The organism is Arthrobacter sp. B6, from assembly GCF_001663775.1.
Lineage (GTDB): Bacteria > Actinomycetota > Actinomycetes > Actinomycetales > Micrococcaceae > Arthrobacter.
Window position 1 is genome coordinate 2,259,219 of sequence record NZ_KV467168.1, and the last position, 26,762, is coordinate 2,285,980.

Below are 26,762 nucleotides of genomic sequence, written 5' to 3' on the forward strand. Positions count from 1 at the left end.
GAGGGAGCCATGAGCATCGCGCGAGAAGAGGCGCCGCTGACACCCCGTCAGCGCAACATCTTGGACGAGTTGGGCCGAAAAGGGTTCATTTCCATCGCAGACCTGGCCGGGACTTTCGCAGTGTCTGACATGACAGTCCGCCGTGACACCCGGGCCCTGTCCCACTTGGGCTTGGTCAGGGTAGTCCACGGTGGCGTCAGTGCTATCGAAGGCCATGGCCAAAACGCTGACTTCGCGGCACGGGTCCGGGAGGACGCCGGCGCGAAGCAGCGTATAGCCAGGGCCTGCGTAGCCCTCATTGGGGAACGCGACGCTGTCATCCTGGACGCGGGCACGACTACCTACCAGATCGCGCAGGAGTTACCTGCGTCCTTTATGGGCACCGTCATCACGCATTCAGCCCCGGCCATCCAAAGGTGCCTGCAGCTGACGTCCGCCCGCACCATCTGCCTGGGCGGTGAACTGCTGCTGGACAGTCAGGCATTCAACGGGCCAATGACGGTCAGCGCCGCCGAGGGGCTGCGAGCGAGGACAGCATTCATCGGAGTGAGCGGAATCCACGATGAAGCGTTTTACATTGAAAGAGATGTGGAGCGTGCCACCAAGCTCGCACTTATGGCCTCCGCAGAGCAGGTAGTAGTGGTTGCCACGCATCAAAAAATGCTGCGGTACGCGCTCGCTCGGCTGGCGGCCTTTGCTGCGGTGGACATCCTTGTAACTGACTCGGCGCCACCGCCGGAGATTGAGACGGCACTGCAGGCAGCCAACGTGCAGTTGATTGTAGCGTCATGACACTGCGACTGCGAGTGTGCCTCCCGGACCAGAGGCTGCTAGAGGCACTGGAGCCGATCGACGGCGTCGAATTCGTCCTGTGGGACGTTACCGGGCCCGCACCCGAGGGGCGGCTGGACCTGCTGGTGCCCCCCTACATGGGCAAGCCGCAAGCCCTCGCCGCACTGGCGGGCATGGACGTTGGGCTGATACAAAGCCAGTCCATCGGATACGACGGCGTCGCGTCGGTTCTGCCCAAAGGTTGCGTCTTCGCCAACGCGGCCGGCGTCCATGAGCCCTCGACGGCGGAGCTTGCCGTAGGCATGATGATCGTCAGCCAGCGAGGAATTTCGGACTTCGTCCGCAACCAGGCCACGGGAAAGTGGGACAACACCCAGCGCCCCAGCCTGGCCGACCGCCGCGTGCTGCTGGTCGGATACGGAGGGGTGGGCAAAGCCATTGAGACCCGGTTGCTGCCGTTTGAAACCGACGTCACCCGGATGGCAAGCCGTACACGTGAAGACGCGACCGGGACCATTTACGGGATTGATGCGCTGTATGAGCAGCTGCCGCTACACGAGATTGTGGTGGTCAGCGTGCCCCTGAACAAGCAGACGGAATATTTGGTGGACGCCAAATTCCTGGCCGCGATGCCGGACGGCGCCCTGCTGGTCAACGTAGCCCGCGGCGCAGTGGCCGACACAGACGCTCTGCTGGCCGAGACCTCCTCCGGCCGCCTCCGTGCTGCCCTGGACGTCACGGACCCGGAGCCCCTACCGGCCAGTCACCCGCTGTGGAGCACACCCGGCGTGCTGATCACCCCCCACGTCGGCGGAGCAAGCTCGGCAATGTTCCCGCGGATGGTCAAGCTGATCAAAAAGCAGATCGGGCGGCTGCTCGAGGGCAAGGAGCCCGTGAACACGGTACTCACAGGGGCTCAGTAAGACTCGATGCCGTCCGCCTGACGAAAGAAGAAGTCTCTTGAGGTGGAGCTAAACCTTCACCTCCAGATGCTTTTACCACGAGCATCTGGACGCGTGAGCTGTTGACCACCTCAGCGATGCCCACACTGCAACTGACGCGGGTTTCGTGCAGTTGAGGCACACCCCAACCTGACGTCAATACAGCCTGACCAGGGAGGGGTTAGCCTGTGGCGGAGTTCCTGCTTGTTCTCAAGGGCCCGTCCAGTCACGACATGTGAAATAAACCACCCCCTGCCCCAAACGGACTTCATCAAGTCCAGATACTTTGGACTATTTCGACTTTTCTCGAGCTACCCCACCCCGTTTCCTTCCCCTCCGACTGTCAGAGTGGGATCTGAGAACATCATGAGCCACCGTCAATAAAACGGAATTTCGCACTATTCTGACGCCAACACACGGAGCGGCAGGAGCCGCCCGAGTGATGACCTTGACTTCGCATGCCCATGACTTTTGGTCGCGAGTCTACTGCGAGGCGACCTCCGAGTGGCGCATAGGTTTCCGCCCGAACTTGGGCGCGGAGCGGCAGGGAGTGGGCAACCTATGGCAGGTTCCGGGCGGTGGGACGACCTGATGGCCCCGATGCTACCGCCTCCCCTGGGACCGGCTTGCTTCTGGTCGACAGGTGGGCTTATCGTGGCAGGAGTTTCACCACTTTCACCACTTTCACCTAGTTTCACCCAGGGAGGGTGCGGTGCAGAATCCCTTCAAGCCAACGGCCGGGGCAACGCCTCCCGAGCTGGTCGGGCGGGCTGGGCTGCTGGACGAGTTCGAGTATGGCCTGCAGCAGGGTTCCGGCGCGCCCGGGCTCTTGACCATCATCACCGGCTCCAGGGGCATCGGCAAGACGGTCATGCTGAGCGAAGCCGAAGGCATCGCCCGGAATCACGGGTGGGCCGTGATCTCCCGGACAGCCACGCCCGGCTTCCTCGCCGGGGTGGGTGATGACATGCTCCGCCTCCTCGATGAACTCGGGGACGGGCCTCCATCCCGGAAGATCACCGCCTTTTCAGCGGCAGGGTTCGGGCTGACAACCCAACTCCCTCCGGAACGGGCTGTGGACTGGCGCCGGACTGGGAACGAACTGCTGCGCCTGCTGGACACCAACGGCACAGGACTCGTCATCACCATTGATGAGATCCATGCCGTCGACCGGAGGGAAATCGCCCAACTGGCCGCGGACGTCCAGCATTTCATCCGTGACGGGCTGCCCATCGGCCTGATCTTCGCCGGCCTGCCGTCAGCCGTGTCGGACCTGCTCAATGAAGGCGTTGCCACCTTCCTGCGGCGGGCTGACAGGATCAACCTCCACGAAGCAGCCATCGCCGAAGTCACCGCCTCGTACAGCGAGCTCTTCAGCCAGGGAGGCATCAGCATCGCCCCCGACCTCATCAACAAGGCCGCCGAAGCCACGGAAGGGTATCCCTTCCTGATCCAACTGGTGGGCTACTACCTCTGGCTCGAAGCCGACAAAGCAGGATGGAAACTGGACCAGACCAACGTCCAGCGTGGAATTGCTGCCGCCCAACGACGGAACACCTTGGTGGTCGTCGAGTCAGCACTGTCAGACATCTCGGACAGAGACCGCGAGTTCCTCGAGGCAATGGCCGCTCAGGACGGACCATCTGCCGCCGGTCAGATCGGCGCCATCCTCAAAGCCAAGCCCAACGTCATTTCCAAGTACCGGAACAGGCTCATCGCTGCCGGCCTGATCGAGTCCGCCGGCTACGGCAAAGTCGACTTCGCAATTCCCGGACTCCGCCAATACCTCCGAGAGTAGGTTGACGGAATCACGGTTATCGGCTCTTTAAAAGGGTAGGGGGAGGAGTTCCGGAAGGGGCGTCGGAACTATCCTTCTGCGGTGTCCGGTTCGGCCCATTCGAGAGCCGCGACGAGGTGTCCCTCGTTGGGCAGGGCCTGCTGTTCCGCTGGAGGAAGCTTGTCATAGGTGTAGGCGGCGACAGCCATGGGCGATGTTGACCGGCCGAGGCTGTAGCGGACGCTGCGGTCGTTCTTGGTCCCGCAAATCAGGATGCCGACCGTTTCGTTGTGGTAATCCCGGCGGAGCATGTCATCGACGAGGGCAACATAGAAGTTGAGCTTTCCTGCGTATTCAGGCTGGAACTTGCCGGTCTTTAGCTCGATGACCACGTACCGAAGTTGCTCGATGTGGAAGAACAGCAGGTCGACGTAGTAGTCATCACCATAGACGTCGAAGTGTACCTGGCGGCCCACGAACGAAAAGCCTGGGCCCAGCTCGCGGAGGGTTTCGGTGATGCGACTCGTCAGCGCGTTCTCCAGGTCGCGTTCGGCGATCTCACCGGACAGGCCGAGGAAGTCGAAGTTGTAGGGGTCTTTTGCCATTTGCTGGGCAAGTTCGGAGTCCGGAGCCGCGAGCTGGCGGGGGAAGTTTGATGGCGCCGCACCGGTGCGTTCCATTGAATGATTCATCATCATGTTCAGCAGTACGTTTCGGGACCAGCCGTACTGAACGGCCGCGGCCGCATACCAGTCTCGTTCCTCGCCGGTGGCTGCCTTGTCCAAAATCGTGCGGATGTGACCCCAGGGCAAATGTGCCACAAGCTGTGGCACATTTTCAGCCGTGTCCCAGGCCCGGACCATCGCGGTCATGTACTGCAGATTCCGGTACGACAGACCCTTCATATCGGGAAAGGTAACCGCGAGATCGGCGGCCAGCCGCCTGACGACTCCTGTCCCCCAGCCCTGGCTCGCCTGGCGGGCGATAATGTCCTTGCCCAATGACCAGTAAAGCTCGATAACGAGGGTGTTGACGGTTCGCTGCGCTTGGATTCGCGCAGCGGCGATCCGGGTCTTCAGAGCTTCCAGCAGCTCCGCATAGTCCGCCGGCAGTTCGATTTCTGAAGAGACCATGCCTCAACCCTATCTACCGGCAAATGTGCCACAGGCTGTGGCACATTTGTACCCGCCGGCAAAAAGGTGACCCCTCACTCAGGTTGACGAAAGGTCCATTATCGGCGTTCGAAATAGGTGGGGAAGTGCGCATAAAAGGGCTGTTTCATGCCTGTCCGCTTCCATCGGCCGTGGATCCACGGGTCCGAGCGGTCGGCGTGGCCGTCCATCATGCAGCAGCCCGGATTGACCTTCTTTGTAGGGCTAAAACCGGGCTGAAGCTGCGACAGCGCTAGGGAAGGTAATTCTCGGTTGGTAATGAGCAAGGGGAATGAGACCGATGCTGGTTTGGATTCCTCTGGTCAGAATCCGGAGGCTTCCAGCTGTTTTTCGAGTCGTCGTGCAATCAACGCTGCCGCGGACCCCAGTACGGCTATCGTCGCCGCGCAGATCCAACCGCCGGTCGGGCCAAGGGCAGTAAAGATGAAGCCGAACACAAAAGGGCCCACCGTACCGCCGATATATGTTCCGCTTTGGGCGATTCCGGTGGCTTGGGCGGAGTGGGGATGCGCTCGGTGCGAAACGACGTAATGCATTAGACCGTTCCATCCCCAGCCGCACCCGAAGGCCAGGGCGCAGCCGACGGCGAAGGCTGCCCTATGGCCGGAGGCCATGGCCAACATCCCCGCAGCCCCTGCCGCGAGCATCAAGGCGACGGTGGTCATGGATCCGCCGATGCCTTTGTCCGCTGCTATGCCAACTAGTGGTCGCATGAAGCAGCCGGCGCAACTGCCGAGCCCGAGCAGCAGCCCGGCAGCAGCGGGATCGAAGCCTGTTTCCACCGCGGTGGCAACAGTGAAGGCCCCAAGTACATTACCCCCCGCTGAACCCAGTGCACTGGCGGCCGCAGCGGCCACCAGGAAGGACCTGAGGACCGGTGGCAGAGGAGTCCTTGCCTTCATTGACCCCCGTTGCGATTGGTTGGCGCGTGGCGTCCGCGGCATCACCGTGGCCAACGCGGAGAGCAGAAGACCTGCGAAGAGCGCCGCCCCGGCAAAGGCCCACGGCCAGCCGACTGTGAGGGCAAGCAGGGGGACGGATAGGCCGGCGGTGAGCGTAGCAGCTGGAATGGCTGCTTGTTTGAGGCCGAAAGCAAATGCACGGCGCCGGATGGATACTTGGTCAATAATGAACCCGTTGGACACAGGATGAGACAGTGCGTTGGCTACCCCCGCCAGGGCCAGCCACAGGAAGAGCCACCCCCAGTGCGGAGTTCCCAACGCTAAGCCCAGCAGGGCCATCAGCCCGATTGAGACCGATAACAGCATTCCGTTCCGCGCGCCCAGCCTCTGTGCGCTGCGGCCGCAGGCCGCAGACAGCAGTGCCGAGACGGCCCAGTATACGGCGACAGCGGCACCCAGAATGGCGGGGCTGACGCCCAGCTGATCCTCGAGCTGGACGGCTAGTCCGCCAGCAAGGAAGACTGGTAGGACAACCACCACTGTGCTGAACATCGCCAGAGCTGTGGCCCGCCGTCCGGGGTGCCCGTGCGGCGGGACCGGCGCCGGCAGTGTGGCGCCTCTCACGATTGGTTGCCGCCCTGCAACATCAATGCGGAGGAAGTTACGTCGGTCCTGTTTTGGTTGGTAGACGTTGCCACGGCACAGTCCTTCTAAATTAGGTGTACGGGGGTAGATACGGACCGTGGCCAGGGATTCAGCGAGTACTTGTCTTCCACGCTGGCGCAACATCCGCCCTGTGGTCCATCATGAGCGTTCAAAGGTCCGCATGGCGGACCGGGTTTCTCGCACTGTTGAATCCGCTCCGTGCACAACGTGCTGACGCACCCTGCATGACGCTGGAGGGCCAAGAGACAGATGATCTGGCTGATTTAGCCATGATTCAGTCCGTGGTTCAGCAATGCAGGTTTGCCATCCAATCTCCTCCGCGTCATGAAGCACGCTGGCGGGATCTCATGTCTGTACCTACGCGGGATGCCCATCTGCGGCAACGACTAGAGAGAGACTTCGAAGTCGCTGCATCCAGGGCACTTGGGTCGGGCTTCAGACCGCAGAATCCCCAAGCGAGAACAATTGCAGCAATGGCAGCGGCGATCTTGGACGCCGGGCAGGTCCGCCGGAAGCTGTCCGGGGCAACGAGAATCGTCACGCCGTGACGGGGGCGTTGACCGGGTGAAGCGGCAGGCGGCCCTCGGCTATGGCGACGGCGTTGAGTGCGCTGAGTCTTGCCATTTCGCTGCGGACGCGGACGGTGGCACTGCCGACGTGTGGCAGCAGCACCGTGTTGGGCAGCTCCGCCAGCCCGGGCGCGAGTTGCGGTTCATCCTCGAACACGTCCAGCCCGGCGCCGGCAATAGCCCCGTTGCGGAGGGCCTCCACCAAGGCAGTCTCATCCACCACCGGCCCGCGGGCGGTGTTGATGAGTATCGCGCCTGGCTTCATCCGCTGCAGCACATCCGCGTCGACCAGATGCCGGGTCTGGTCATTCAGCGGAACGTGGAGGGACAGGAAGTCGTTCTGCTCCACGAGTTCAGCCCAAGGAACCTGGCGGACCTTGCCGACGAACTCCCCTAGTTCTTCATCGCTGAGAGGACGGTCGTCGGGCGGCCGCGGTGAGAAGATGACCTCCATCCCAAACCCCAGTGCACGGCGGGCGGTGGCACGGGCGATCCTTCCGAATCCGGCCAGGCCAAGCACGGCGCCGGAAACGTCCCGGCCCAGCAGGAGTTTCGGTTCCCAGCCAAGAAAGTTGCCGTCACGGACCAGCCGGTCAGCTTCCACTACGCGCCGCGCGGTCCCGAGAATGAGCAGCATGGCGATGTCCGCTGTCGCATCAGTGAGGACACCAGGTGTGTTGCCCACCAGGATGCCGTGTCGGGTGGCGGCGTCAATGTCGATGTTGTTGTAGCCGACGGCGTAGTTCGAGAAGCCCTTCACCCGCGCGTCGGCGAGGAGCGGCGCGTCGATGACGTCTCGCAACTGGGTGAGGACAACGTCGAAATCCCCTGAAGCGCAGAGGGTAGCCAATGTTCCGTAGCTCGGCGGCTCGGGCAGGACGGTAACTTGCCCGGCATCGGACAGGAATTGCAGCCCCGGTTCCGGAATGGCTGCGGTGACCAGGAAGTGGTTTCCCATCGTCAGTTCCCTTCAGGGTCGTTTCTTTGGCGCACAAGTCCGTGGGGTACCGCTGAGTGGGCTTGGACGATATACCCGCCAGGGCGAATTCGAGTCACGAGTATTCCTGTGCGGTGGTTGTTGGCCGCGACCTTGACATGTTCGATGGCTTCCTCCAATGCCGTGTCAACCTCGGAGGCGCTATTGACGCTGATTTCCAGCATCTCCGGCGCTTCCGTTTCCGTAGGCTGCTCCTGATCCAGCCCAGAGGGTTCGAGCACAGCAGGTGTGGGTTCAGTCACGGGTAAACTCATGATCAACACTCCTTGCAATTAGCCGCGCGTCCTGCGACTGATTTGATCAACTAATACCGCACCAGGCCCATGTGGCTGTCCCGATCTATCCGATTCACCAGACGTATGTGCGGCCCCGCTGAGATTTAGCACGCGTCGGTCCCATCTTCTCCTTGAGGGTGAAGCCAATGTAATTTTTCACTTTCCTGAAATCTCTATTGGCTCCTGCTAGCGGAAGGTCCAGACGTTAGGATGACTGATTCGCGGGCTGGATGGTCCATGCGACGGCAGGTTGAACTTGTTAAGGGTTCGGGGCAATAACCCACGGGAAGGCTGCGGCATTGGAGCGGGCGCCCTGAGCCGACTTGGAGCGGTTGGGCTCGCCTAGCTCAGCCAGCAGTTTTTCGGATAGGGCCACCAGTCCGCCGAAACTAGCCGGAGTGAGCCATTCGGGCCGTGTGGCGAAAAGGATGTCCTCGGTGGCCGTGTTGCCACTGGCGCCCGGGGCGAAGGGGCAACCGCCCAGTCCGCCCAAGGCTCCGTCTACTAGAGTGGCGCCGGCAGTGACGGCGGCCAGGGTGTTGGCCACGCCGAGCCCCCAAGTGTCATGGCCGTGGTAGACGATCCGTCGGGCCGGAGTCTCTTCGCGAACCCGGGCGATCAGACTGGCTACCTGCGCCGGGACCGCTTGGCCCAGCGTGTCGCAAATAACGACGTCACAGGTACCCTCCGCCCGCGGATCATTGGCAATGGCGAGGACCCGTTCCTCGTCTACTATCCCTTCGAACGGGCAGGTGAAAGAGGTGGCGATGCACAGCTGGATCTGACCGTCGACGGCGCGGGTATGCTCCACAGCTTCCGGCAAAGTGGCCAGGCTGGTCTCTGTACTGCGGCCAAGGTTCGCCTGGTTATGGGAGTCCGACGCCGAGAGACAGTACTGGAAGTTCCGCGCGCCAGCTGCCGCGGCCTTGGCCACGTGGCCCGGGGTCGCGACCCAGATCCAGCATTTTTGTAGCTCTTCCGGAGTCAGGGCCTGTACCACTTCAAGTGTGTTGGCCATTGTCGGCACGAGGTCCGCCCGGGCCATGGAGCCCAGTTCGATGGATGGTACGCCTAGGCGCAGAAGTTCCCGGATTGTCTCGACCTTCCGCTCGGTGGAGAGCATCTTGCCGGTGAGTTGCAGTCCGTCGCGGAGCGTGACGTCCCGCAATTCCGCTCGGGGGACCAAGGTGAAACTCATGCCTGCACTACCTCCTCGCGGCTGGACGCCGCAATAATCTCTTCCGTGTCCATGCCCAGGAGTCCGCCGAGGACTTCGTCCGTATGTTCGCCCAGATCCGGACCTAGGTTCCGGACGGGCAATGACTGCCCGCCGATCACCGGCACGATGCCGGGGAACCCGACATTGGAAAGCACTTCGTCACCGGTAGAGACATCGAATTTCTGGATCATGTTCCGCGCCGCGTACTGGTCATCGGCGACAATATCCGCCGCAGTGTAGATGGGGCCGGCCGGCACGCCGGCAGCGTCCAGCGCGGCAAGGGCGCTTTTTGCTGTGAGCCTGGCGGCCCATTCACCGATGGCCGCGTCCAGTTCTTCACGCCGCGCCCACCGGAGGGCGTTGGACTGCAGTCCGGGATCAGTACCCAAGTCCGGACGGCCAATCGTTTCCATGTATCGCCGAAAGATGCCATCGCCGTTGCCGGCCACCACGATGCTGGCGCCGTCGGCGCACACGTAGGCGTTGGACGGGGCAATGCCTTCCAACCGACCGCCGGTTCGTTCGCGGCTCACGCCGTAGGCCTCGTAGTCTGGCACGAGGGATTCCATCATCGAGAACATTGCCTCGTGCAAGGCGACGTCAATAACTCGCTCCGGCAAGGCAACAGCGGGCCCCTCGCTCCGCCGTCGTGATTCGCGCTGGAAAAGGGCCATCATGGAGCCGAATCCGGCGTACAGGCCAGCAATCGAGTCGCCAATTGAGACGCCCACACGCACCGGGGGGCGATCGGGATCCCCCACCAGGTTGCGGAAACCGCCGTAGGCCTCGGCTACTGCAGCGAAACCGGGGCGTTCGGACAGCGGCCCGGTCTGGCCGAAGGCGGAAACACGCGTGATGATTAGTTCCGGGTTGGCATCGTTGAGCACCTCGGGCCCTAGCCCCCATTTCTCAAGAGTCCCCGGCCGGAAGTTCTCTAGCAGGACGTCCGACTTCGCTGCCAGATCCAACGCTGCCTTGCGCCCCGCAGCGCTCCGCAAATCCAGCACCACCGACTTCTTGTTCCGGTTGATGGTGCGGTACAGCATGGACGTGTCGCCCTTGTATAGGCGCCAGTTCCGCAACTCGTCGCCCGTGCCAGGGCGTTCCACCTTAATTACCTCCGCGCCGAAATCGGCCAGCAGCCGTCCGGCGGTCGGGGCAGCAATATAGTTCCCTAGTTCAAGGACCCGGATGCCCTCCAGAGGGGCGATTTTCTTTGAATTCATGGCATTCCTAGAGCGTTGGAGTGGTTATCACGACGATGTTCTCGGTGCGGGTGCGGGATTCTTGACTTACTTCCCCTGTCCTGCTCAGGGTTTACAACATGGCGAGCTTTAGTTATCCGTTTCCTTTTCCCGGTGCTCCCAAATGGGAGGCACCAGCCCCCGGTTCGCGCATTTTCGAGTTGTCCTTCGGCGTTGATGAGCAAGTCGACGATGGAACAGTAACCCGGGCTTTCATACCCGCTCTCCTGGTTAGCAACGAAACCACATCGTAGGTTCTAATTCACACTGTGAGCATGATCTTAGCAGAAGTGTGGTTGGAAGCACATGCTTCTTCCATCAACATGAACATGATTTTTGTCAGTGCATGCACTGCGGCCAGGGCGCGCTAGGGTCGGTGCGATCGGCCGCATGAGGCCAACCTCCCTATGGGCCTTTCGAGCTCCAGCTCAGTGCCCACAGGGTCACCGCCAGACTTGCCCGTCTACGAAGTGGGTGCCATCCAGCACCGCACGAGTGTAAATAGCATTCTTAGCGAGGCCGCCCCTCTCCGTACGCCTTGGCCTGGTTGCCGTGACTGCGTGCCCTTCGTCCCTCATATGCCCAATCTCATCCCGCCCTCGGGGACCTTGGCGACGCTCCCTTCAGGGCTTTTCGGGCAAGGCGTGCATCCGCGGTTCTCGCACCTCTTCTCAAAGGTTGACGCCGGATGTTGCGCAGGTCACTATGGAACCTCTATGCTGAACCCACATATTGAATTGAAACTCACTTTATGGGTCAAGCGGATCAGGGTATGAAACGCTGAGCTCCAAGCGTCCCCTCCAGGCACGGTGATCCCTATTGGATCAGCCTGGTCAATCAAAAAACACAACAATGAGGGTAATGATGGACGATTTCCCCGCTTTCAGAGCGGCAGCGGTTCAGGCTGCGCCGGTCTTCCTCGACAGGGATAGGACGATAGAGAAGGCAGTGGACCTGATCTACGAGGCTTCGAGCAATGGTGCCAAACTCATTGTGTTTCCGGAGGTCTTCGTGGCGGGGTACCCGTACTGGGCATGGACGATGAATCCGGTCGAAGGCGGCAAGTGGTTCGAGAGGTTCTACAAGGAAGCAGCAGTCGAGATTCCAGGCCCTCACATCGATGCTATCCGCGTTGCCGCTGCGCGAACATCGACAATTGTGGTCATTGGCGTCAACGAGAAGTCGGCGATAAATTTCGGGACCATTTACAACAGCATGGTCACCATCGGCTCCGACGGATCGGTACTGGGGGTACACCGAAAGCTGGTTCCCACGTGGGCGGAGAAGCTCGTGTACGGAAACGGCGACGGCGCATCCCTCAGGGTGCACAACACGGAGATTGGCCGTCTCGGAGCCCTGGCCTGCGGTGAGAATACGAATACGCTGGCGCGCTTCACGCTGCTGGCTCAGGGCGAGATGGTCCACGTGGCGTCATACGTCGCGTCCCCCGTTGTTCCGGCTGATTACGACATGGCCGATGCCATATCTATGCGGACCGCCGCTCACTGCTTCGAGGGAAAGGTGTTCTCGGTCGTGTCCTGCTCCACGATTAGCGAGGAGATCATTGACATGGTCGCAGGTGACAATGAGGAGGTCCGGCACAACTTCCGGCGTGAGCACAGTGCACTCTCGGGTATTTTCGGCCCGGACGGGCGTCCGATCGTCGAGCCACTCGTCGACGACGAGGGGATTGTCTACGGCGACATCGATCTGAACAAGTGCATAGCCGCCAAGCAGATGCACGACATCACTGGTCATTACAACAGGTTCGACATCTTCTCTCTGTCCGTGAATGGTACTGCCCACGAACCGGTCAGCATTACCGACGGGCCGGCGAAAAGCTCATCAGTCCTCGGACCGATCGACTTCGACGGAATCGGAGAAGTCGCAAATGACTCGATGAGGAGTCACATCAATCCAGAGAGCGCTCGGCAACAGATCGGGTAACACACACGCCCCCATCTTCACCTGCCGAACGACCTGAATCAAAGGTACTGTCATGAAAAATTCAGTTGAAACTGAGCCCCACAAGAGTCAAAAACGAAGCCCAAAATACATCGTCGCAGGTGCTATCGGCCATGTGATGGAATGGTTTGACTTCGCGATATACGCCTATGCCGCTCCCGTTATCTCACGGCACTTCTTCCCATCCGACGACGTGCTGACATCCCTGATGTCGACCTTCGCCGTCTTTGCCGTCGGCTTCATCGCCCGGCCGCTCGGTGGCCTGGTGATGGGAGTGCTCGGCGATCGTATCGGCAGCACGAAGGTCTTGTCCCTCTGCGTCATTATGATGGCTGGCGCGACTGTCTTCATGGGACTCCTGCCCACCTACGAGATGATCGGCTTCTGGGCGCCGGTCCTGCTGGTTATGGCCCGTCTTTTGCAAGGATTCGCTGTCGGAGGGGAGATCGGAAGCGCGGCGTCATTCCTGGTCGAGTTCGCCCCCCCGCACCGCCGCGGCTTCTACGGCAGCTGGACACAGCAGAGCGCGGCAGTCGGATTGCTGCTCGCATCGCTGGTCTTCACTGCTCTGTCGGTGACGCTGAGCGAAGAAGCACTGAACAGTTGGGGATGGCGCGTTCCATTCGTCGCAAGCGTGCTTCTGGCAATCTTCGGCTTCTACCTGCGGCGCTCAATGCCCAACACCCCGAAATTTGAGAACCTCGTTGAGACGGAAGGAATCGTGAAGAAGCCGCTCACAGTCGTTCTGCGCGAGAACGGCGGAGCTGTCATCCGCGCAATCGGCATCATCGTCTGCTTCACCATTGGCTTCTACTTCATATTCACCTTTCTTCCCTCCTACATCCGAGTGGTCGTCGAGTCGTCCTACTCTGCCTCGTTCGGGTCCAGCGTCATCGGCCTAAGCGTTTTCGCCGTGATCCTTCCATTCCTCGGCCATCTGTCCGATAAAATTGGACGCAAATCCCTGATGATCTGCTCTTACGTCGGCTTCATCGCATTGCCGTATCCGTTGCTAAAACTGATCGAGACAGGCTCCTTCCCCTTGATGGTCGTAGGCCAGGTCGGATTCGTCCTGGTCCTGGCACTGGTGGCAGCGCCGTTGATGACGGCACTGGCGGAGCTGTTCCGCACTTCGGTGAGAAACAGCGCAGTGTCCGTCTCCTACAACCTCTGCGTCGCCGCTCTGGGAGGGACGGCACCAATGGTTGCCACATACTTAAGTTCCCTCGAAGGCTCACCTGAGGTTTATCTCGCCATGTACCTCGGTGCAGCCGGTATAGTCTCCCTCTTGTCCATCTGGACAATGAAGGACAGGCACAAGGAACCCCTGGCCTGAGCCTGGTGACCTCTGGAGCTCACTGACTGATCATGCAACATCCGGACGGCATAATCCTCCTCATCTGAGGGGAGGATTATGCCGTACCGGTCATGAACCGAGTTCGGCGAGTCCCCCTCGCCCCAGGTGTTAGGGGAAACACCAACACGGAAGAGGTTCTTTGCCTTACACAACCGCACTGGGCCCCTGACAACTTTTCCGTGCTGGTGTCGCTGTCTGAGAATTTTTGGCTGAGCACGAACAACAGAACCGTTCGAAAGCAGCTTAGGGGTTAGGTGAAAGGCCGTGTCCTTAAATGATTGATCGACTGAGGGATTCCTAGGCAATTGGAAACGTCCCACTGGACTGTCACGAACGCAGGCTCTAGCGTGACAGGTATGCCATCCGATTCCTCAGGTACCGCCAGCAACAGCCCGCTTCTCGTCTTGGGAAAGATCAGCGCAATACTGGATTCTTTCTCACTCGGTCGCCCTGTGCTGAAGTTGGCTGACATTCGTGAAGCCACGGGCATGCCCACTTCTACCGTCCAGCGGCTTGTCATGAATCTTGTGGACAAGGGGTTCCTTGACAAAGAAGATGACGCCTACCGGATCGGTATGAAGATGGCGTATTGGGCTGCGCCGGCAACCCGTGGGCTCGAGGTCCTGGATCTTGTCCGTCCCTTGTTGAAGGACTTGCGTGACAGCACTGGTGAGACTGTTTCATTTTTCAAAGCAGAACAGGGACACCGCGTGTGCGTGGCGCTGGCAGAAACGAACCATGCACTCCGAAGGGAGATGCACGTCGGTAAGATCCTGCCCATCCATGCGGGTTCGGCAGGGCGGGTCCTGCTGGCTTGGAACGAAGACCTCCTGCAAGCGACGTTAAAGGCTGACCTTCAACCCCTCACGGAATCCACTATCACTAGTTCGGAAGATCTTGAGTCCGCTGTTCGGCGAACCCGCTCCGACGGGTTCGCCATAACGATCGGGGAGCGGGAAGATGGCGCATCGGGACTCGCGGCACCCGTTTTTGACGCCTCCACCGCACTCGTGGGTGCATTGACGATAAGCGGCCCCACCCTACGCATGCCACGACCGGTTTGCGAAAGTTGGCTGGACATGCTCTTGAACACCGCCGAGTCCATGACCAGGTTGATTGGTGGCCGCTACCCAAGCGAGGCAGCTGCCTGATCTCTGGCCGGCACCAGTTGTTGGCTCCCTGACGCTCCGCGCCCACCAATCTTGCGTCTCGTGCGGCGGGGGCAGGGTCATTTACTCCGGAATGGCTGCCCGGGCAGGAACATCCCATACCTTAGCCACGATCGGGCAACCCTCTCCATAACTCGCAATATGATTCGCTACTCATAATGTAGGAAAATTCCTTGATTATTCGGCCGCCGGTCTGTACCTTGGAAATAGATACAGAACGGTAGGCATCACCTTCCGATGGTGAGTTCGACGATGCTACGCCGTTCTCGCGAGCAGATCTCCTCATCTGTCCTTCCCTACCTAACCTTCCCGGCTTCTGCCGCATCCTTAGATTGCGAGTTAGTCATGGGCTACACCCTTGCCGAAAAAGTGTGGAACTCTCATATCGTCAGGCACGAAGACGGCAAACCTGACTTGCTCTACATTGATCTCCACCTGGTGAATGAGGTCACAAGTCCCCAGGCCTTTGAAGGGCTGCGCCTGGCCGGCCGCAGCGTACGCAGGCCCGATCTGACTATTGCCATGGAGGACCACAACGTTCCCACAATTGGTATAGACAAGCCCATCCAGGACCTTACTTCCCGGCTCCAGGTTCAAACCCTAAGAGAAAACTGCGCCGCATACGGAATCCACCTCTTCAACATGGGTAGCAAGGATCAAGGGATCGTCCATGTGGTTGGTCCGCAGCTTGGTCTGACCCAACCGGGCATGACCATCGTCTGCGGTGACTCCCATACCTCCACCCACGGTGCGTTTGGTGCCTTGGCCTTCGGTATTGGAACCAGTGAAGCCGAGCACGTGCTGGCTACACAGACGCTCCCCCTTCAGCCCTTCAAGACCATGGCAGTAAACATTGAAGGCTCGTTAGCGTCCGGCGTGACTGCCAAAGACGTTATTCTGGCGCTGATCGCACAAATTGGCACTGGTGGAGGCCAAGGATATGTTCTGGAATACCGTGGTGATTCCATCCGGAACATGTCCATGGAAGCCAGGATGACAGTATGCAACATGTCCGTGGAAGCAGGAGCCCGCGCTGGACTTATTGCCCCGGATGCCAAGACCATCGAGTATTTGAAGAGCAAACCGCATGCCCCAGCGGATGAAGAATGGCAGGCAGCCGCTGAGTACTGGCTCTCGCTAGGTAGCGATTTCGATGCCGTCTACGACGCCGAAGTAACCCTTGACGCATCGCAAATTACTCCGTTCGTCACCTGGGGTACAAACCCAGCTCAAGCAGTGGCCATCAACGGCAAGGTGCCGAATCCTGAAGATTTCACAGAAGATCGCGACCGATCAGCCGCCCAGAAGTCACTTGCCTACATGCAGTTGGTCCCCGGTACGGCGATGAAGGATATCCCCGTCGACATGGTCTTCCTAGGCTCCTGCACCAACGGTCGCATCGAAGATCTGCGCGCGGCAGCAGCGGTTCTGTCCGGACGGCGCATCAAAGAAGGTCTACAGATGCTTGTCGTTCCCGGTTCGATGCAGGTTAAGGCCCAGGCAGAGGAGGAAGGACTGGACCGCATTTTCGTCGAAGCCGGGGCGGAGTGGCGTTTCGCAGGTTGTTCCATGTGCCTGGGGATGAATCCCGACCAGGTCCCCGCCGGAAAACGTTGCGTTTCAACATCAAATCGAAACTTTGAAGGTCGTCAAGGACGTGGCAGCATGACGCACCTCGTCTCCCCCCCGGTAGCTGCTGCCACCGCTGTGAGGGGTTATATATCCACTCCCGCAGACCTTCACCTGATCAAGTAAGGAAACTTAAGTGCGGAAGTTTACAGAGCACACGGGGGTTGCTATGCCCCTAAAGCAAACGAACGTTGACACTGATCAAATCATTCCGTCAAAGTACCTCAAGCGTGTCACGCGCACAGGATTCGAAGATGCCCTTTTCGCGGACTTGCGCCATGAGGATGGGTTTCCCTTGGACGACCCTCAATTTTCGGGAGCGTCGATTTTGGTGGCAGGAGCTGACTTCGGCACAGGATCGTCCAGAGAACATGCCGTCTGGGCACTGATGGACCACGGGTTCAAGGTGGTCATCTCGCCCAGATTTGCCGACATTTTCCGCGGAAATTGCGGAAAAGCCGGCTTACTGGCGGCCCGGCTCGGCCGAGCAGAAGTAGAAGACATTTGGGATGCATTAGATGAAAATCCCGGGATGCAGATGACAGTTACCCTAGCCAGTCAGAGCATCCAATGTGGGGAGAAGGAATACGCATTCGAGATCGACAGCTACGTCAAATGGCGCCTTGCTGAAGGACTCGATGATATCGACCTTACTCTGCAGGCAGACACTGCCATCACCTCATACGAAGTCCAACGCCCGGCGTTTCTGCCGCAAATAGAAGCGTCCTAGATGCAACTCTCGCACCCTTCGGGCCCACCAACGGCTGCCCAACACGCCTCCACGTCGGCTGACCAGTCACCAGAGCTCAAAAGGCCCGGCCTTTAACGCGCTGCCACCTCAAATAAAACTCCAAATACAGGCTAATGGAGCCCATGATGAACCAAAGCCCCAACCCTCTGGTAGCCCCCAAACCCCTGGACGCCCATCCGGTGGTGCACACCAGCGACATCGACGCCGCCAGGGACGCTGTCACCGGGACTTACCTTCCCAATGATATGACCACGTCCGGTGACGGCCAGCTGAACATGATGTTGAACGCCTGGGGCGGCCGGGACCTGACGCTCGGCTACTTGACGTATCAGGCCGAAACGAAGTTGCGGATGCCGCCGCCGGAAGAGTTCTACCATGTGAACCTGACGACCGCCGGAGGCACCGAGGGATTCCGTGCGGACGGTAAACGTGCCTTTACTGCTGGTGGTCAGAGCGGATTGGTGTTGCTGCCGCACATTGGCACCGAGGTGAAGTGGGGCCCTGACGCGGAGCAGATAATCCTCCGGTTTTCGAGGGAAATGTTGGAAAATTTTGCTGCTGATCTGATGGGTCAATCCGTGGATCACCCGATCGGGTTCGATTTCGGTTTCGATCTGTCGACAGGGCGGGGCGCCAGTCTTTATGCTTCGGCGCAGTTCATGGCCGTGGAATTGAACCGGCCCGGGGGCATCACGGAGAACCCGCTCGCCCTTGAGCAGCTTGAGTCGTTTGTCATGAGCAACCTTCTCCTGGCTGTCCCGAACAACTACAGCGAGGTTCTCCTCACCCCGCCTCCCACCGTTAATCTGGGGCGGCTCAAACCAGTGGTTGACTTCATTGAAGCGAACGCCGACGAACCGATTACTCCGGCCGAGTTGGCCCGGGTAGGGATGATGAGTATCCGCACGCTGCATGCTTCCTTTCAACAGTCCCTTGGAACCTCCCCCATGGAACATCTGCGCCGGGTCCGGATGGAGCGGGTACGTGCGGAACTGATCTCCAACAAGAACCCGGACCTGAAAATCACGGATGTGGCAAACCGCTGGGGGTTCTACCATCCGAGCAGGTTCGCTGCGCGCTACAGGCAAATGTTCGGCGAACTACCCAGCGAAACCCTGCAACGCCACGCCTGAAACCGCCCTTTTTCCAAGGCCTCCTTCCAGGAGTTTGGCGACGCCTTCCCTCCCCGAAACGAGGCCAGCTCCTAGTAGGCTCACAGCTCACACAAGATGCGCTCACGGAGCCTGCCCGGGAGGGTTTCGGTTGATCAAGTTGGATGAGTGCGAGAAAGCACCACTGTCGGCGGTCTCCTGACCTCCGGTGGCGGATCAACGCTCCAACCGGAAGCCGAGCTTGATGGTCACCTGCCAGTCGCTGACTTGCCCGTTCTCAAGGTGTCCGCGGATTTCCTTGACCTCGAACCAGTCCAGGTTGCGGAGGGACTTGGAAGCTTCGGCAATTCCGTTGCGAACTGCGGCATCAACACCGTCTTTTGATGTGCCGACGATTTCGGAAATGCTGTAGGTGTGGTTGGACATCTTCGCTCCTTATGATCATGCTGGTTCCGAGTTGTGGGTCCTTCTTGAGCGCTGTGCGTCTAGTGCTCGGCCGATCACCGAGTGGGAGAAGTCACTGTTTAAGCGGCCCCGCCAGGATGCGGTTTCCCTTGGAGCAGACGACAGCTGTCCACGGTGAACCTCTCAGTCCCAAGTCTGTGCCCAGGACGCTGGCGAATCGACTGATCCTATTCGCCGTACATCAGGCTGGTCAGGAAAAGTTCGAGCGGGGCATTGTGCTGGGGAGCTGCAGCGCCGGCCGATACTGTAGTTTCTTCAATTTCCAAGTAGAGGCCTTCCCATGGATATGAAGTGAGACTTCCCTGTCGTTCGGGGGAACTTGGTTCAAGTTTTGTAGCATGGCCCCAGTCCAAGTGTTGAATTTTGGGTGTGCGGGCGGCGTGGTGGCGGACACCAAGCCCGCCTAAAAACGGGTGATGGGCGATAGTCATGATGGCTTCCTCTCTGAAGCGAACGCCGTTTCGTGGGTGCCGATTTGGGTGAGTCGAGGCGACTGGTGTTGTGACTCCAGTCACTTCGATGCTGGTAATGCAACGCTATTCCGATGGTCTTTATGCACACAGCCGCTCGACGCAGCCGGGTATCCAGTTAGGGCAAACTTTGAGACCCTCTTCCTGTCGGGAAGGGGAAGCCCTGCCGGGTTTGCATTGGCTCACGAATGGAGGATGAAGGGGCGTCCCAGTTGGACAGCTAGGTAACCAGGGCTGCTGATGCCGTGGAAGGGGCCTGGTGAGTGCTTGGTTCTGCCGTTTGCGACCGTAGCAGAGCTGCGGCGGTCGCCACTCAGCCGTCCTTGCCAGGGGCGAACCCGCCCGAAGCATCCGGAATTTGTCGCGGTGCCCCTATGCGGCCAACCTGCAGTGGGTCGCGGCCGGATTCCCAACCCCCGACTTTCGGGTTGCTGTTGCGAAGGCATGTTGGGAATCCGGCCGACGCTTTGGAGGGATGACGGTTCTACTGGATGGTCGGACCTAGTAGGCCCAACAACTCCAGTGCCCGTCTTTTATACCTTCGGGCTTTGCATGGTGTGCCAGTGGTTGACTGCGCGGACTGCGTAGCCGTCAGTGCGGTGAATGAGGCGTCTGGACCAGGTTTCATCTCTGATCCATAAGGCGGAGCCATCTTCCATATTGGCATCAATGTATCCGCCGAAGGCGGGTAGTCCTGGTCCGGACAAGACCACGGGCAGTCCGATCGGCGCTTGGCACCATTCGGTCACGAATTCTCCCAAGGAGTAGCCCTCTGCCAGCCCGGCGGGAGTCCAGAACTCACGATTGCAGGCCTGCCTGGTTTGGAAATGGATAGTCGTCACATCGTCCCTTCGCGCCCTGCCGCTTCCGCCACATCAAGCCCAGTAATTTGTCACACAATAGCCGCCGCCGGGACGCCAAGGCGGTGCCAAGTGTCCACGACGGTATCAGGGTTGAGGGAGAGCGAATCGATGCCCTGATGAACGAGCCATTCAGCAAAGTCGTCGTGGTCGCTGGGCCCTTGTCCGCAGATGCCGACGTATTTGCCGCGAGCCTTGCAGGTCTGAATCGCCATGGTGAGCAGTTTCTTGACGGCTGGGTTTCTTTCGTCGAAGCCCTCTGAAACGATGGCGGAGTCCCTGTCCAAGCCGAGGGCGAGTTGGGTCATGTCGTTGGATCCAATGGAGAAGCCATCGAAGTAGTCAAGGAATTCGTTGGCGAGCAGCGCGTTGGCGGGGAGTTCGCACATCATGATGATCTCCAGGCCGTTGTCTCCACGGCGCAGCCCGTTTTCGGCGAGGAGCTCGATTACCCCGTGTGCTTCGTCTAGGGTGCGGACGAAGGGCACCATGAGCTTGATGTTCGTCAAGCCCATCTGGTTTCGTACGAATGCAAGCGCCTCACATTCCATGTCAAAGCTTTCCCGAAATGAAGGTGCCAGATACCGTGCGGCGCCACGGAATCCGATCATGGGATTTTCTTCGTGTGGCTCATATGCGGCTCCGCCGATCAGGTTGGCATACTCGTTGGACTTGAAGTCCGATAGCCGAACAATGACCGGTTCCGGGGCGAAAGCGGCTGCCAGGGTCGCGATGCCTTCGGCTAGACGTTTGACGTAAAAGTCCCGGGGACTGTCATAGGCGCTGATGCGTGCACGGATTTCGGCCGCGACGCCCGCGGACTGTTCATCGAGTTGCAGCAGGGCCTTGGGATGGATACCAATCTGGCGGTTGATGATGAACTCCAGCCGGGCCAGGCCTACACCATGGTTAGGCAGGGCCGCGAAACTGAAGGCCTGTTCCGGGGTTCCAATATTCATCATGACCCGCACGGGGACCTCGGGCATGTGCGATAGTTCGGTTTCCTCGATGGCGAACTCCAGGATCCCTTCGTAGGCGAATCCAGCATCCCCTTCAGCGCAGGACACGCTGACGTCCATGCCGTCCAGGAGAACGTTTGTAGCCTCTCCCGTTCCAACTACGGCCGGAATTCCCAGCTCTCGGGCGATGATGGCGGCATGGCATGTCCGTCCGCCACGGTTTGTGACGATGGCGGCCGCACGTTTCATGATGGGTTCCCAGTCAGGGTCGGTCATGTCAGCGACGAGAACGTCGCCGGTGTTGAAGTCGGCCATCTGGTCGAGCGAGGTGAGGACACGTACCGGGCCGGCTCCGATCCGCTGTCCGATTGCCCGTCCTTCACACAGAACCGTCCCGGTCTCTTTCAGGCGGTAGCGGCGCAGCTGGTGTGCCGATTTGCGGGACTCGACCGTTTCAGGGCGGGCCTGCAGGATGTACAGTTGGCCGTCCGACCCGTCTTTACCCCATTCGATGTCCATCGGACGGCCGTAGTGGGCCTCAATGGCGAGGGCATGCGCGGCGAGTTGCTCGACTTCACCGTCGGTGATGCTGAACCGGTCCCTCAGCGCCGGCTCAACTTCGACGAGTTCGATTGTGTGCCCAGCGTTAGCATCAGCGGAGTACACCATCTGCAGGGCCTTCTCCCCCAGTCCTCGTTTTAGAATTGAGGGACGCCCGGCTCGCAGCGAGGGCTTGTAGACGTAGAACTCGTCGGGGTTGACGGCACCTTGGACTATCGCCTCTCCCAATCCATAGGAGGAGGTGATGAGTACCGCCTCATCGAAACCCGTTTCGGTGTCCATTGTGAACATGACACCTGATGCACCCACGTCGGAGCGCACCATACGTTGAATACCCGCGGAGATGGCGACGTCGCCGTGCATGAAGCTGTGGTGCACACGGTAAGCGATCGCCCGGTCGTTGTAGAGGGAGGCGAAAACATCCTTACTGGCCTGGATGATGTTGCCGATACCGGTGACGTTAAGAAACGTCTCCTGCTGACCGGCAAAGGAGGCATCCGGCAGGTCTTCCGCTGTCGCGCTGGAGCGAACAGCCCAGGAAATCGGGCCCGGACCACCGTGCTTTCCGACCAGGATGTCGTATGAGGAGCTGATCGCGGCTTCAAGTTCCGGTGGCAACGGCGCGTTCCTTACCAGGGCTCGAATCTCCCGGCCTCTGATAGCCAGATCGGCAACGTTCTCCACATCGAGACCTATCAAGAGCTCCTCGATCGTCTGCTCAAGTTTCGAGTGAGCCAGGAACCGGCGGTACGCATCAGCAGTAGTGGCAAAGCCATCCGGCACCTTCACTCCTGCTGAGGCGAGGTTCTGCACCATCTCCCCCAGCGAGGCATTCTTGCCCCCCACCCGCCCAAGATCTTGTAGGCCTATCTCCGAAAACCACAAAATGTCTTCCGTCATGACACTCACTGCTCCTTCGTCAAGTTATGCCCTGATTTTTCCGCCGCAAGATATGCATTCCTGCCGGCGGAGGCATGATGTAGGGCTGCTCCTCCGACCGGCATTTTCTTCGTCGTCACTTGACGGGCTGCCCTTGATGGATGGGGGCCTCACGCTTGGAACTGAAGCCGGTAGTAAGGTTGGCGGCGTATTCGGAGAGCCATCCCAAGCCGGCGCCAAGGGCCAGGGCCAAACACGTGGCAGAGAGGTCGAATGAGGTTCCGAAAAACGCCGCGCACCCGGCGAACGTGCCGGGGATGAAGGACAGTACCCGCCACCTAGCCTGCACGCACATCGCGAAAGCGGCGAGGCTAACAGCGATGGGCAGGGCGACTGGCAGGGCAACCGCGCCCGCCGTCCACACGATTACGCTCCCCCACAAGGCGCCGGAAAGAGTAGCGGGGATGGCTTTGAGCAGTCCGTCCCGCTTTCCGCCCGCCGCGAAGTAGCAGGCCCAACCCACGAAGCCAACCCATGTGATCAGGCCGAAAGGGGTGCTGAACTGCGTCCATAGTCCGGCAAGTATGCCGACGCTGATCCCTATAGTGACGAGTGCTTTCATTGTGTATTCCTTGTTGAGGGCAGGGTGATGATCCCCGGGCGGCTTTGCGCCATTGGACTGGCCATTCCCGGGCACCCTGGTGTTGGTGAGTAGCTGCGCCATTTGGCAGAGACTGATTCCGGTGGTCCTATATCCAGGGCCGGATGTTTTGAAGACTTTGGGATGTCTGTACAGCCGCTGCCAGTTCCACCAGGGCCGCCCCGTGTAGCCTGAGGCGCAGCGCGATGTCGGTTTGAATGGCCCCGCCAGGGTTGAAGGCTGTGGAGTCCAAATAGACGTCGGGGGAAAGAATCTGGGTCCCGAAGAAGCCGCTAAGCGTATTACTGAGCTCCCTGGTACCGAGGAAGTGCGCGGCGGAGGCTCCCGTCATGGCCACCATCGCAGGCGTGCCGTGAAGGGGCCCCTCGTCCTCGGCGGTACTGCGGTCGATCCGCTCCAGAAGCAGCCTCATCGCCGCCGTGGGACTTGCCCGGTATGTTGGGCTGCCGAAAACCACACCGTCTGCGGCAGCTATCTGTCCGAGGACTGCTTCGTCGTCGTGGCGGACCAGTTCGGTTTCCGCCCCGGCGTCAGCTGCGCCGGCCAGTATTTCGGATATCATCCGGTGAGTCTTGCCCGGGCTGTGTGGACTGGCGTCCACGCCCAGGATTCTCAAGCACCGATCCCGACGTAGCTTCCTTTGAAGAACAGCAGGGGTTCAGCGCCGCCACGGGCGTCCATGGCCTTGACCTTGCCGATGACGATGGTGTGATCGCCACCGTCGTACTCCTGGTGGAGTTCGCAGTCGATCCAGGCGAGGGCGCTATCCAGAATTGGGTTACCCAAAGGGGACGCGGCGTGGCTTACACCAGCGAACTTGTCGGTTCCTGATCGGGCAAACTTGCCGGACAGGTCGCGGTGCTCTTCGGGGAGAATGTTCACGCAGAACCGTCCGGTGCCCCTGATGACGGGCCAGGTTGAGGAGGAGCGCGCAGGGTTGAATGCGATGAGCGGCGGTTCCAGTGACAGTGACGAGAATGACTGGCAGGTGAACCCGACGGGCCCCTGTTCAGTAGTTGCGGTGATGATGGTCAGTCCTGTGCAGAAATGCCCGAGGATTTCCCGCATCCTCTCCGGGGTGACTTCAGAGTGATTTTCCATGATGGTCTTCCTTCAGTGTTGGGTTGGGACGAGATAGGGATCTGTTGTGTAGGTAAAGCCAATTCGTGGTTCGCAGCGGGTCAGCGCGGCTGACAATTCGTGGCCCACGAATTCGGCTACTTCGGAGCTGATTTTTTTCAGTGCGGCTATGTTCAGGCCGGTGTGGATTCCCATGTCTTCCAGGAAATTGGTGAGGTCTTCGGTGGCCAGGTTGCCGCTGGCTCCCGGGGCGAATGGGCACCCGCCCAGACCTCCGATGGATGCGTCGAAGTCCGTCACGCCGATGAGGAGGCCGGCGAGGACGTTTGCCATAGCGGTGTCCCGGGTGTTGTGCAGGTGCAGCCCGATCGAATGGCCGGGTGCCTGCGCGCGGACAGCCTGAACGAGGCTGATGACGCGGTCAGGAGTGGCGGTGCCGATGGTGTCGCCCAAACAGATTCGGTCGGCTCCGGCGGCCACCAAGGCTTGGACGATGTCGGAGACTGCGCCTACCGGCGTTGGGCCCTCAAAGGGGCAGTCGAAGGATATAGCGACAATGACTTCGCAAATGCCGCCGGCTTCGTGGACCATGTTGATGATCTCTTTGCCGGCTTCGACAGACTGCGCTAGGGTTTTTCCCGCATTGGCCTTGGCGTGGCTCTCTGATGCAGAGACCACGTACTCCAAGTGCGTGATTCCAGCAGCAAGGGCGCGTTTTGCGCCACCGATGCCGGCCACGAGAGCGCAGAAGTCAACGTCAGGCCAGCGGTACAGCTCCTGGACGAGATCAGCGGCGTCTGCCAGAGCCGGGACCGCTGTCGGTGAAACGAAGCTGGTCACCTCGACCCGTCGCACTCCGGCCTGCACGAGGCCGTCGATCATCCGGATCTTGTGGTCAAGTGTCAGCGCGCGCTCGAGCTGCAACCCGTCGCGGGGCCCAACTTCACGGATGTCGACCGCATGCGGCAGGCTGTGTCCTACGGCAGACGCTATGGATTCCAACGTGAGGGGCGAACCTTGTTCTTCCATAATCAGATGACCTCGCTATCTGTGAGTTCTTTGATGTCCTGGTCGTCCAGGCCGAGAAGTCCGCGATAGACGTCGTCGTTGTCAAAGCCGGGTTCCGGACGGCCCGCCCAACGGACGGAGCCTTTTGCGCTGGAGAATTTCGGGACGATGCCCGGGCCTTTGATTTTTCGACCGACGCGGAGGTCGTCGTGATCGACGAACATTTCCCTGTGGATAAGTTGCGGATCATTCACGACTTCAGCCACGGTGTTAACCGGGCCGCAGACCACTCCGGCTTCGTCCAGCGTGCGGACTATGTCCGAGGCGGTCTGTCTCGAAGCCCACGTTGCGACGATGTCGTCGAGCTCATCCTGATGGCGTCCGCGGGCCACGTGGTCGGCGTATTTCTCGTCCTGAGCGAGTTCGGGTCTGTCCATGACGCCGCACAGCCGTGCAAAGACGGTGTCCTGGTTTGCGGCGATGATGACCGGGAGCCCGTCCCGGCTCATGTAGACGTTTGACGGTGCGATGCCGTCCAGACGGGTACCGGAAGGTTTACGCACAACTCCGGCTCCGTCGAAGTCCGGAATGGTTGATTCCATGAGGGCAAGGCACGACTCTGTGAGGGCAACGTCAATAACGTCTCCTTCGCCGGTGGTGCGTGAACGGATGAGGGCTGCGAGGATCCCGTGGACGGCGAACATGCCTGCGAAGGAGTCACCCAGGGACAAAGCAATGCGCGGCGGAAGCTGCCCTGGGTAGCCGTTGACGGCCCGGAAGCCGCTGACGCCCTCTGCGACGGAGGCGTAGCCTGGCTTGAGTGCGTCGGGGCCGTCCTGGCCGTACCCGGAGATCCGGGCAATGACCAGCCGGGGGTTCTCCTGATGGAGGACATCGGGGCCGATCCCCCAGTTCTCCAGCGTGCCGGGGCGGAAGTTCTCGATGACAGCGTCGCTTTGCGCGACCATGTCCTTGAAGATGCTGATCCCACGTGGGGTGCGGAGGTTAAGCGTCACGCATTTCTTATTCCGTGCGTGCACCGTCCAGAACAACCGATGGCCATCAATTTCACCCTGGCCCCAGGTCCGCAATGGATCGGGGCGGTCTGATGTCTCGATCTTGATGACTTCAGCTCCCATATCCGCCAGCAGCCGGCCGGCGAAGGGGCCGGCGACCAAAGATCCAAGTTCTAGGACCCGGATGCCCTCAAGCGGACCGCCCCCCTGCGGTCCCGGCGCTTCTTCGCGCCGGATCGGCGGTGTTCCCATTTGATTTTCCTCCC

General features: G+C 60.2%; 23 protein-coding genes. 9 read left to right on the forward strand and 14 right to left on the reverse strand.

What is annotated here, in order from left to right; genetic code table 11:
• Positions 1-9 precede the first annotated feature (9 nt).
• The 3 genes from AU175_RS09960 (at position 10) to AU175_RS09970 (ending at position 3,531) form a co-directional block, all read left to right on the forward strand.
• Positions 10-792, forward strand: a complete 783-nt coding sequence (locus AU175_RS09960) for a DeoR/GlpR family DNA-binding transcription regulator (RefSeq protein ID WP_066288117.1) — start codon at positions 10-12, stop codon at positions 790-792.
• Positions 789-1,715 carry a 2-hydroxyacid dehydrogenase gene (locus AU175_RS09965; RefSeq protein ID WP_066288119.1) on the forward strand — a complete coding sequence of 309 codons (927 nt, stop codon included), beginning with the start codon at positions 789-791 and terminating at the stop codon, positions 1,713-1,715. Before AU175_RS09960 ends, AU175_RS09965 begins: the two co-directional genes overlap by 4 nt.
• Before the next feature lie 730 nt (positions 1,716-2,445).
• Complete coding sequence (locus tag AU175_RS09970) at positions 2,446-3,531, forward strand: ATP-binding protein (RefSeq protein WP_066288122.1); 1,086 nt, start codon at positions 2,446-2,448, stop codon at positions 3,529-3,531.
• A 68-nt stretch (positions 3,532-3,599) separates the two neighbouring features.
• On the opposite strand, the gene AU175_RS09975 is transcribed toward AU175_RS09970, so the two are convergent.
• From AU175_RS09975 to AU175_RS10000, 6 genes are all read right to left on the reverse strand, one after another.
• A complete protein-coding gene (locus AU175_RS09975; protein ID WP_066288124.1) occupies positions 3,600-4,643 on the reverse strand; it encodes a PDDEXK nuclease domain-containing protein in 1,044 nt (347 codons plus the stop codon).
• 341 nt (positions 4,644-4,984) lie between these two features.
• On the reverse strand, positions 4,985-6,208 hold the full coding sequence (locus tag AU175_RS09980) for an MFS transporter (RefSeq protein ID WP_197497065.1): 1,224 nt from the start codon (positions 6,206-6,208) through the stop codon (positions 4,985-4,987).
• Between the two features lie 579 nt (positions 6,209-6,787).
• Positions 6,788-7,777 carry a 2-hydroxyacid dehydrogenase gene (locus tag AU175_RS09985; RefSeq protein ID WP_066288127.1) on the reverse strand — a complete coding sequence of 330 codons (990 nt, stop codon included), beginning with the start codon at positions 7,775-7,777 and terminating at the stop codon, positions 6,788-6,790.
• Between the two features lie 2 nt (positions 7,778-7,779).
• Positions 7,780-8,058: a hypothetical protein gene (locus AU175_RS09990; RefSeq protein ID WP_156642253.1), complete on the reverse strand. Its 279-nt coding sequence runs from the start codon at positions 8,056-8,058 to the stop codon at positions 7,780-7,782.
• 292 nt (positions 8,059-8,350) lie between these two features.
• Positions 8,351-9,289, reverse strand: a complete 939-nt coding sequence (locus tag AU175_RS09995) for a hydroxymethylglutaryl-CoA lyase (RefSeq protein ID WP_066288129.1) — start codon at positions 9,287-9,289, stop codon at positions 8,351-8,353.
• The gene (locus AU175_RS10000; RefSeq protein ID WP_066288132.1) at positions 9,286-10,536 is read right to left on the reverse strand and encodes a CaiB/BaiF CoA transferase family protein; all 1,251 of its coding nucleotides are present in this window, start codon (positions 10,534-10,536) and stop codon (positions 9,286-9,288) included. Before AU175_RS10000 ends, AU175_RS09995 begins: the two co-directional genes overlap by 4 nt.
• Before the next feature lie 879 nt (positions 10,537-11,415).
• Between AU175_RS10000 and AU175_RS10005 the strand changes: the two genes are divergently transcribed.
• From AU175_RS10005 to AU175_RS10030, 6 genes are all read left to right on the forward strand, one after another.
• A complete protein-coding gene (locus tag AU175_RS10005; protein WP_197497066.1) occupies positions 11,416-12,501 on the forward strand; it encodes a carbon-nitrogen hydrolase family protein in 1,086 nt (361 codons plus the stop codon).
• A 52-nt stretch (positions 12,502-12,553) separates the two neighbouring features.
• The gene (locus AU175_RS10010) at positions 12,554-13,855 is read left to right on the forward strand and encodes an MFS transporter (protein WP_066288135.1); all 1,302 of its coding nucleotides are present in this window, start codon (positions 12,554-12,556) and stop codon (positions 13,853-13,855) included.
• 377 nt (positions 13,856-14,232) lie between these two features.
• Positions 14,233-15,027: an IclR family transcriptional regulator gene (locus AU175_RS10015; protein ID WP_066288138.1), complete on the forward strand. Its 795-nt coding sequence runs from the start codon at positions 14,233-14,235 to the stop codon at positions 15,025-15,027.
• Positions 15,028-15,390: 363 nt separating this feature from the next.
• Positions 15,391-16,800 (forward strand): 3-isopropylmalate dehydratase large subunit, encoded by a 1,410-nt coding sequence (leuC, locus tag AU175_RS10020; RefSeq protein WP_066288141.1) that lies wholly within the window; start codon positions 15,391-15,393, stop codon positions 16,798-16,800.
• Positions 16,801-16,810: 10 nt separating this feature from the next.
• Positions 16,811-17,404: a 3-isopropylmalate dehydratase small subunit gene (gene leuD / locus AU175_RS10025; protein ID WP_066288144.1), complete on the forward strand. Its 594-nt coding sequence runs from the start codon at positions 16,811-16,813 to the stop codon at positions 17,402-17,404.
• Between the two features lie 146 nt (positions 17,405-17,550).
• Complete coding sequence (locus AU175_RS10030) at positions 17,551-18,558, forward strand: AraC family transcriptional regulator (protein ID WP_066290896.1); 1,008 nt, start codon at positions 17,551-17,553, stop codon at positions 18,556-18,558.
• A gap of 195 nt (positions 18,559-18,753) precedes the next feature.
• Here AU175_RS10030 and AU175_RS10035 read toward each other — a convergent pair whose 3' ends face one another.
• The 8 genes from AU175_RS10035 to AU175_RS10065 form a co-directional block, all read right to left on the reverse strand.
• Entirely contained in the window at positions 18,754-18,963 is a 210-nt protein-coding gene (locus AU175_RS10035) for a dodecin (protein WP_066288147.1), read from the reverse strand.
• 206 nt (positions 18,964-19,169) lie between these two features.
• A complete protein-coding gene (locus AU175_RS21705) occupies positions 19,170-19,433 on the reverse strand; it encodes a hypothetical protein (RefSeq protein WP_156642257.1) in 264 nt (87 codons plus the stop codon).
• A 931-nt stretch (positions 19,434-20,364) separates the two neighbouring features.
• Complete coding sequence (gene ppsA / locus AU175_RS10040) at positions 20,365-22,752, reverse strand: phosphoenolpyruvate synthase (RefSeq protein ID WP_066288150.1); 2,388 nt, start codon at positions 22,750-22,752, stop codon at positions 20,365-20,367.
• A 115-nt stretch (positions 22,753-22,867) separates the two neighbouring features.
• The gene (locus tag AU175_RS10045; RefSeq protein WP_066288153.1) at positions 22,868-23,353 is read right to left on the reverse strand and encodes a DUF1097 domain-containing protein; all 486 of its coding nucleotides are present in this window, start codon (positions 23,351-23,353) and stop codon (positions 22,868-22,870) included.
• A gap of 127 nt (positions 23,354-23,480) precedes the next feature.
• Positions 23,481-23,954, reverse strand: coding sequence for an NAD(P)H-dependent oxidoreductase (locus AU175_RS10050; protein WP_066290898.1), 474 nt, complete (start codon positions 23,952-23,954; stop codon positions 23,481-23,483).
• Positions 23,955-24,004: 50 nt separating this feature from the next.
• Positions 24,005-24,493: a flavin reductase family protein gene (locus AU175_RS10055; protein ID WP_066288155.1), complete on the reverse strand. Its 489-nt coding sequence runs from the start codon at positions 24,491-24,493 to the stop codon at positions 24,005-24,007.
• 12 nt (positions 24,494-24,505) lie between these two features.
• Positions 24,506-25,501, reverse strand: a complete 996-nt coding sequence (locus AU175_RS10060) for a hydroxymethylglutaryl-CoA lyase (RefSeq protein ID WP_066288157.1) — start codon at positions 25,499-25,501, stop codon at positions 24,506-24,508.
• A 2-nt stretch (positions 25,502-25,503) separates the two neighbouring features.
• On the reverse strand, positions 25,504-26,748 hold the full coding sequence (locus AU175_RS10065; protein WP_066288160.1) for a CaiB/BaiF CoA transferase family protein: 1,245 nt from the start codon (positions 26,746-26,748) through the stop codon (positions 25,504-25,506).
• Between the last annotated feature and the right edge of the window lie 14 nt (positions 26,749-26,762).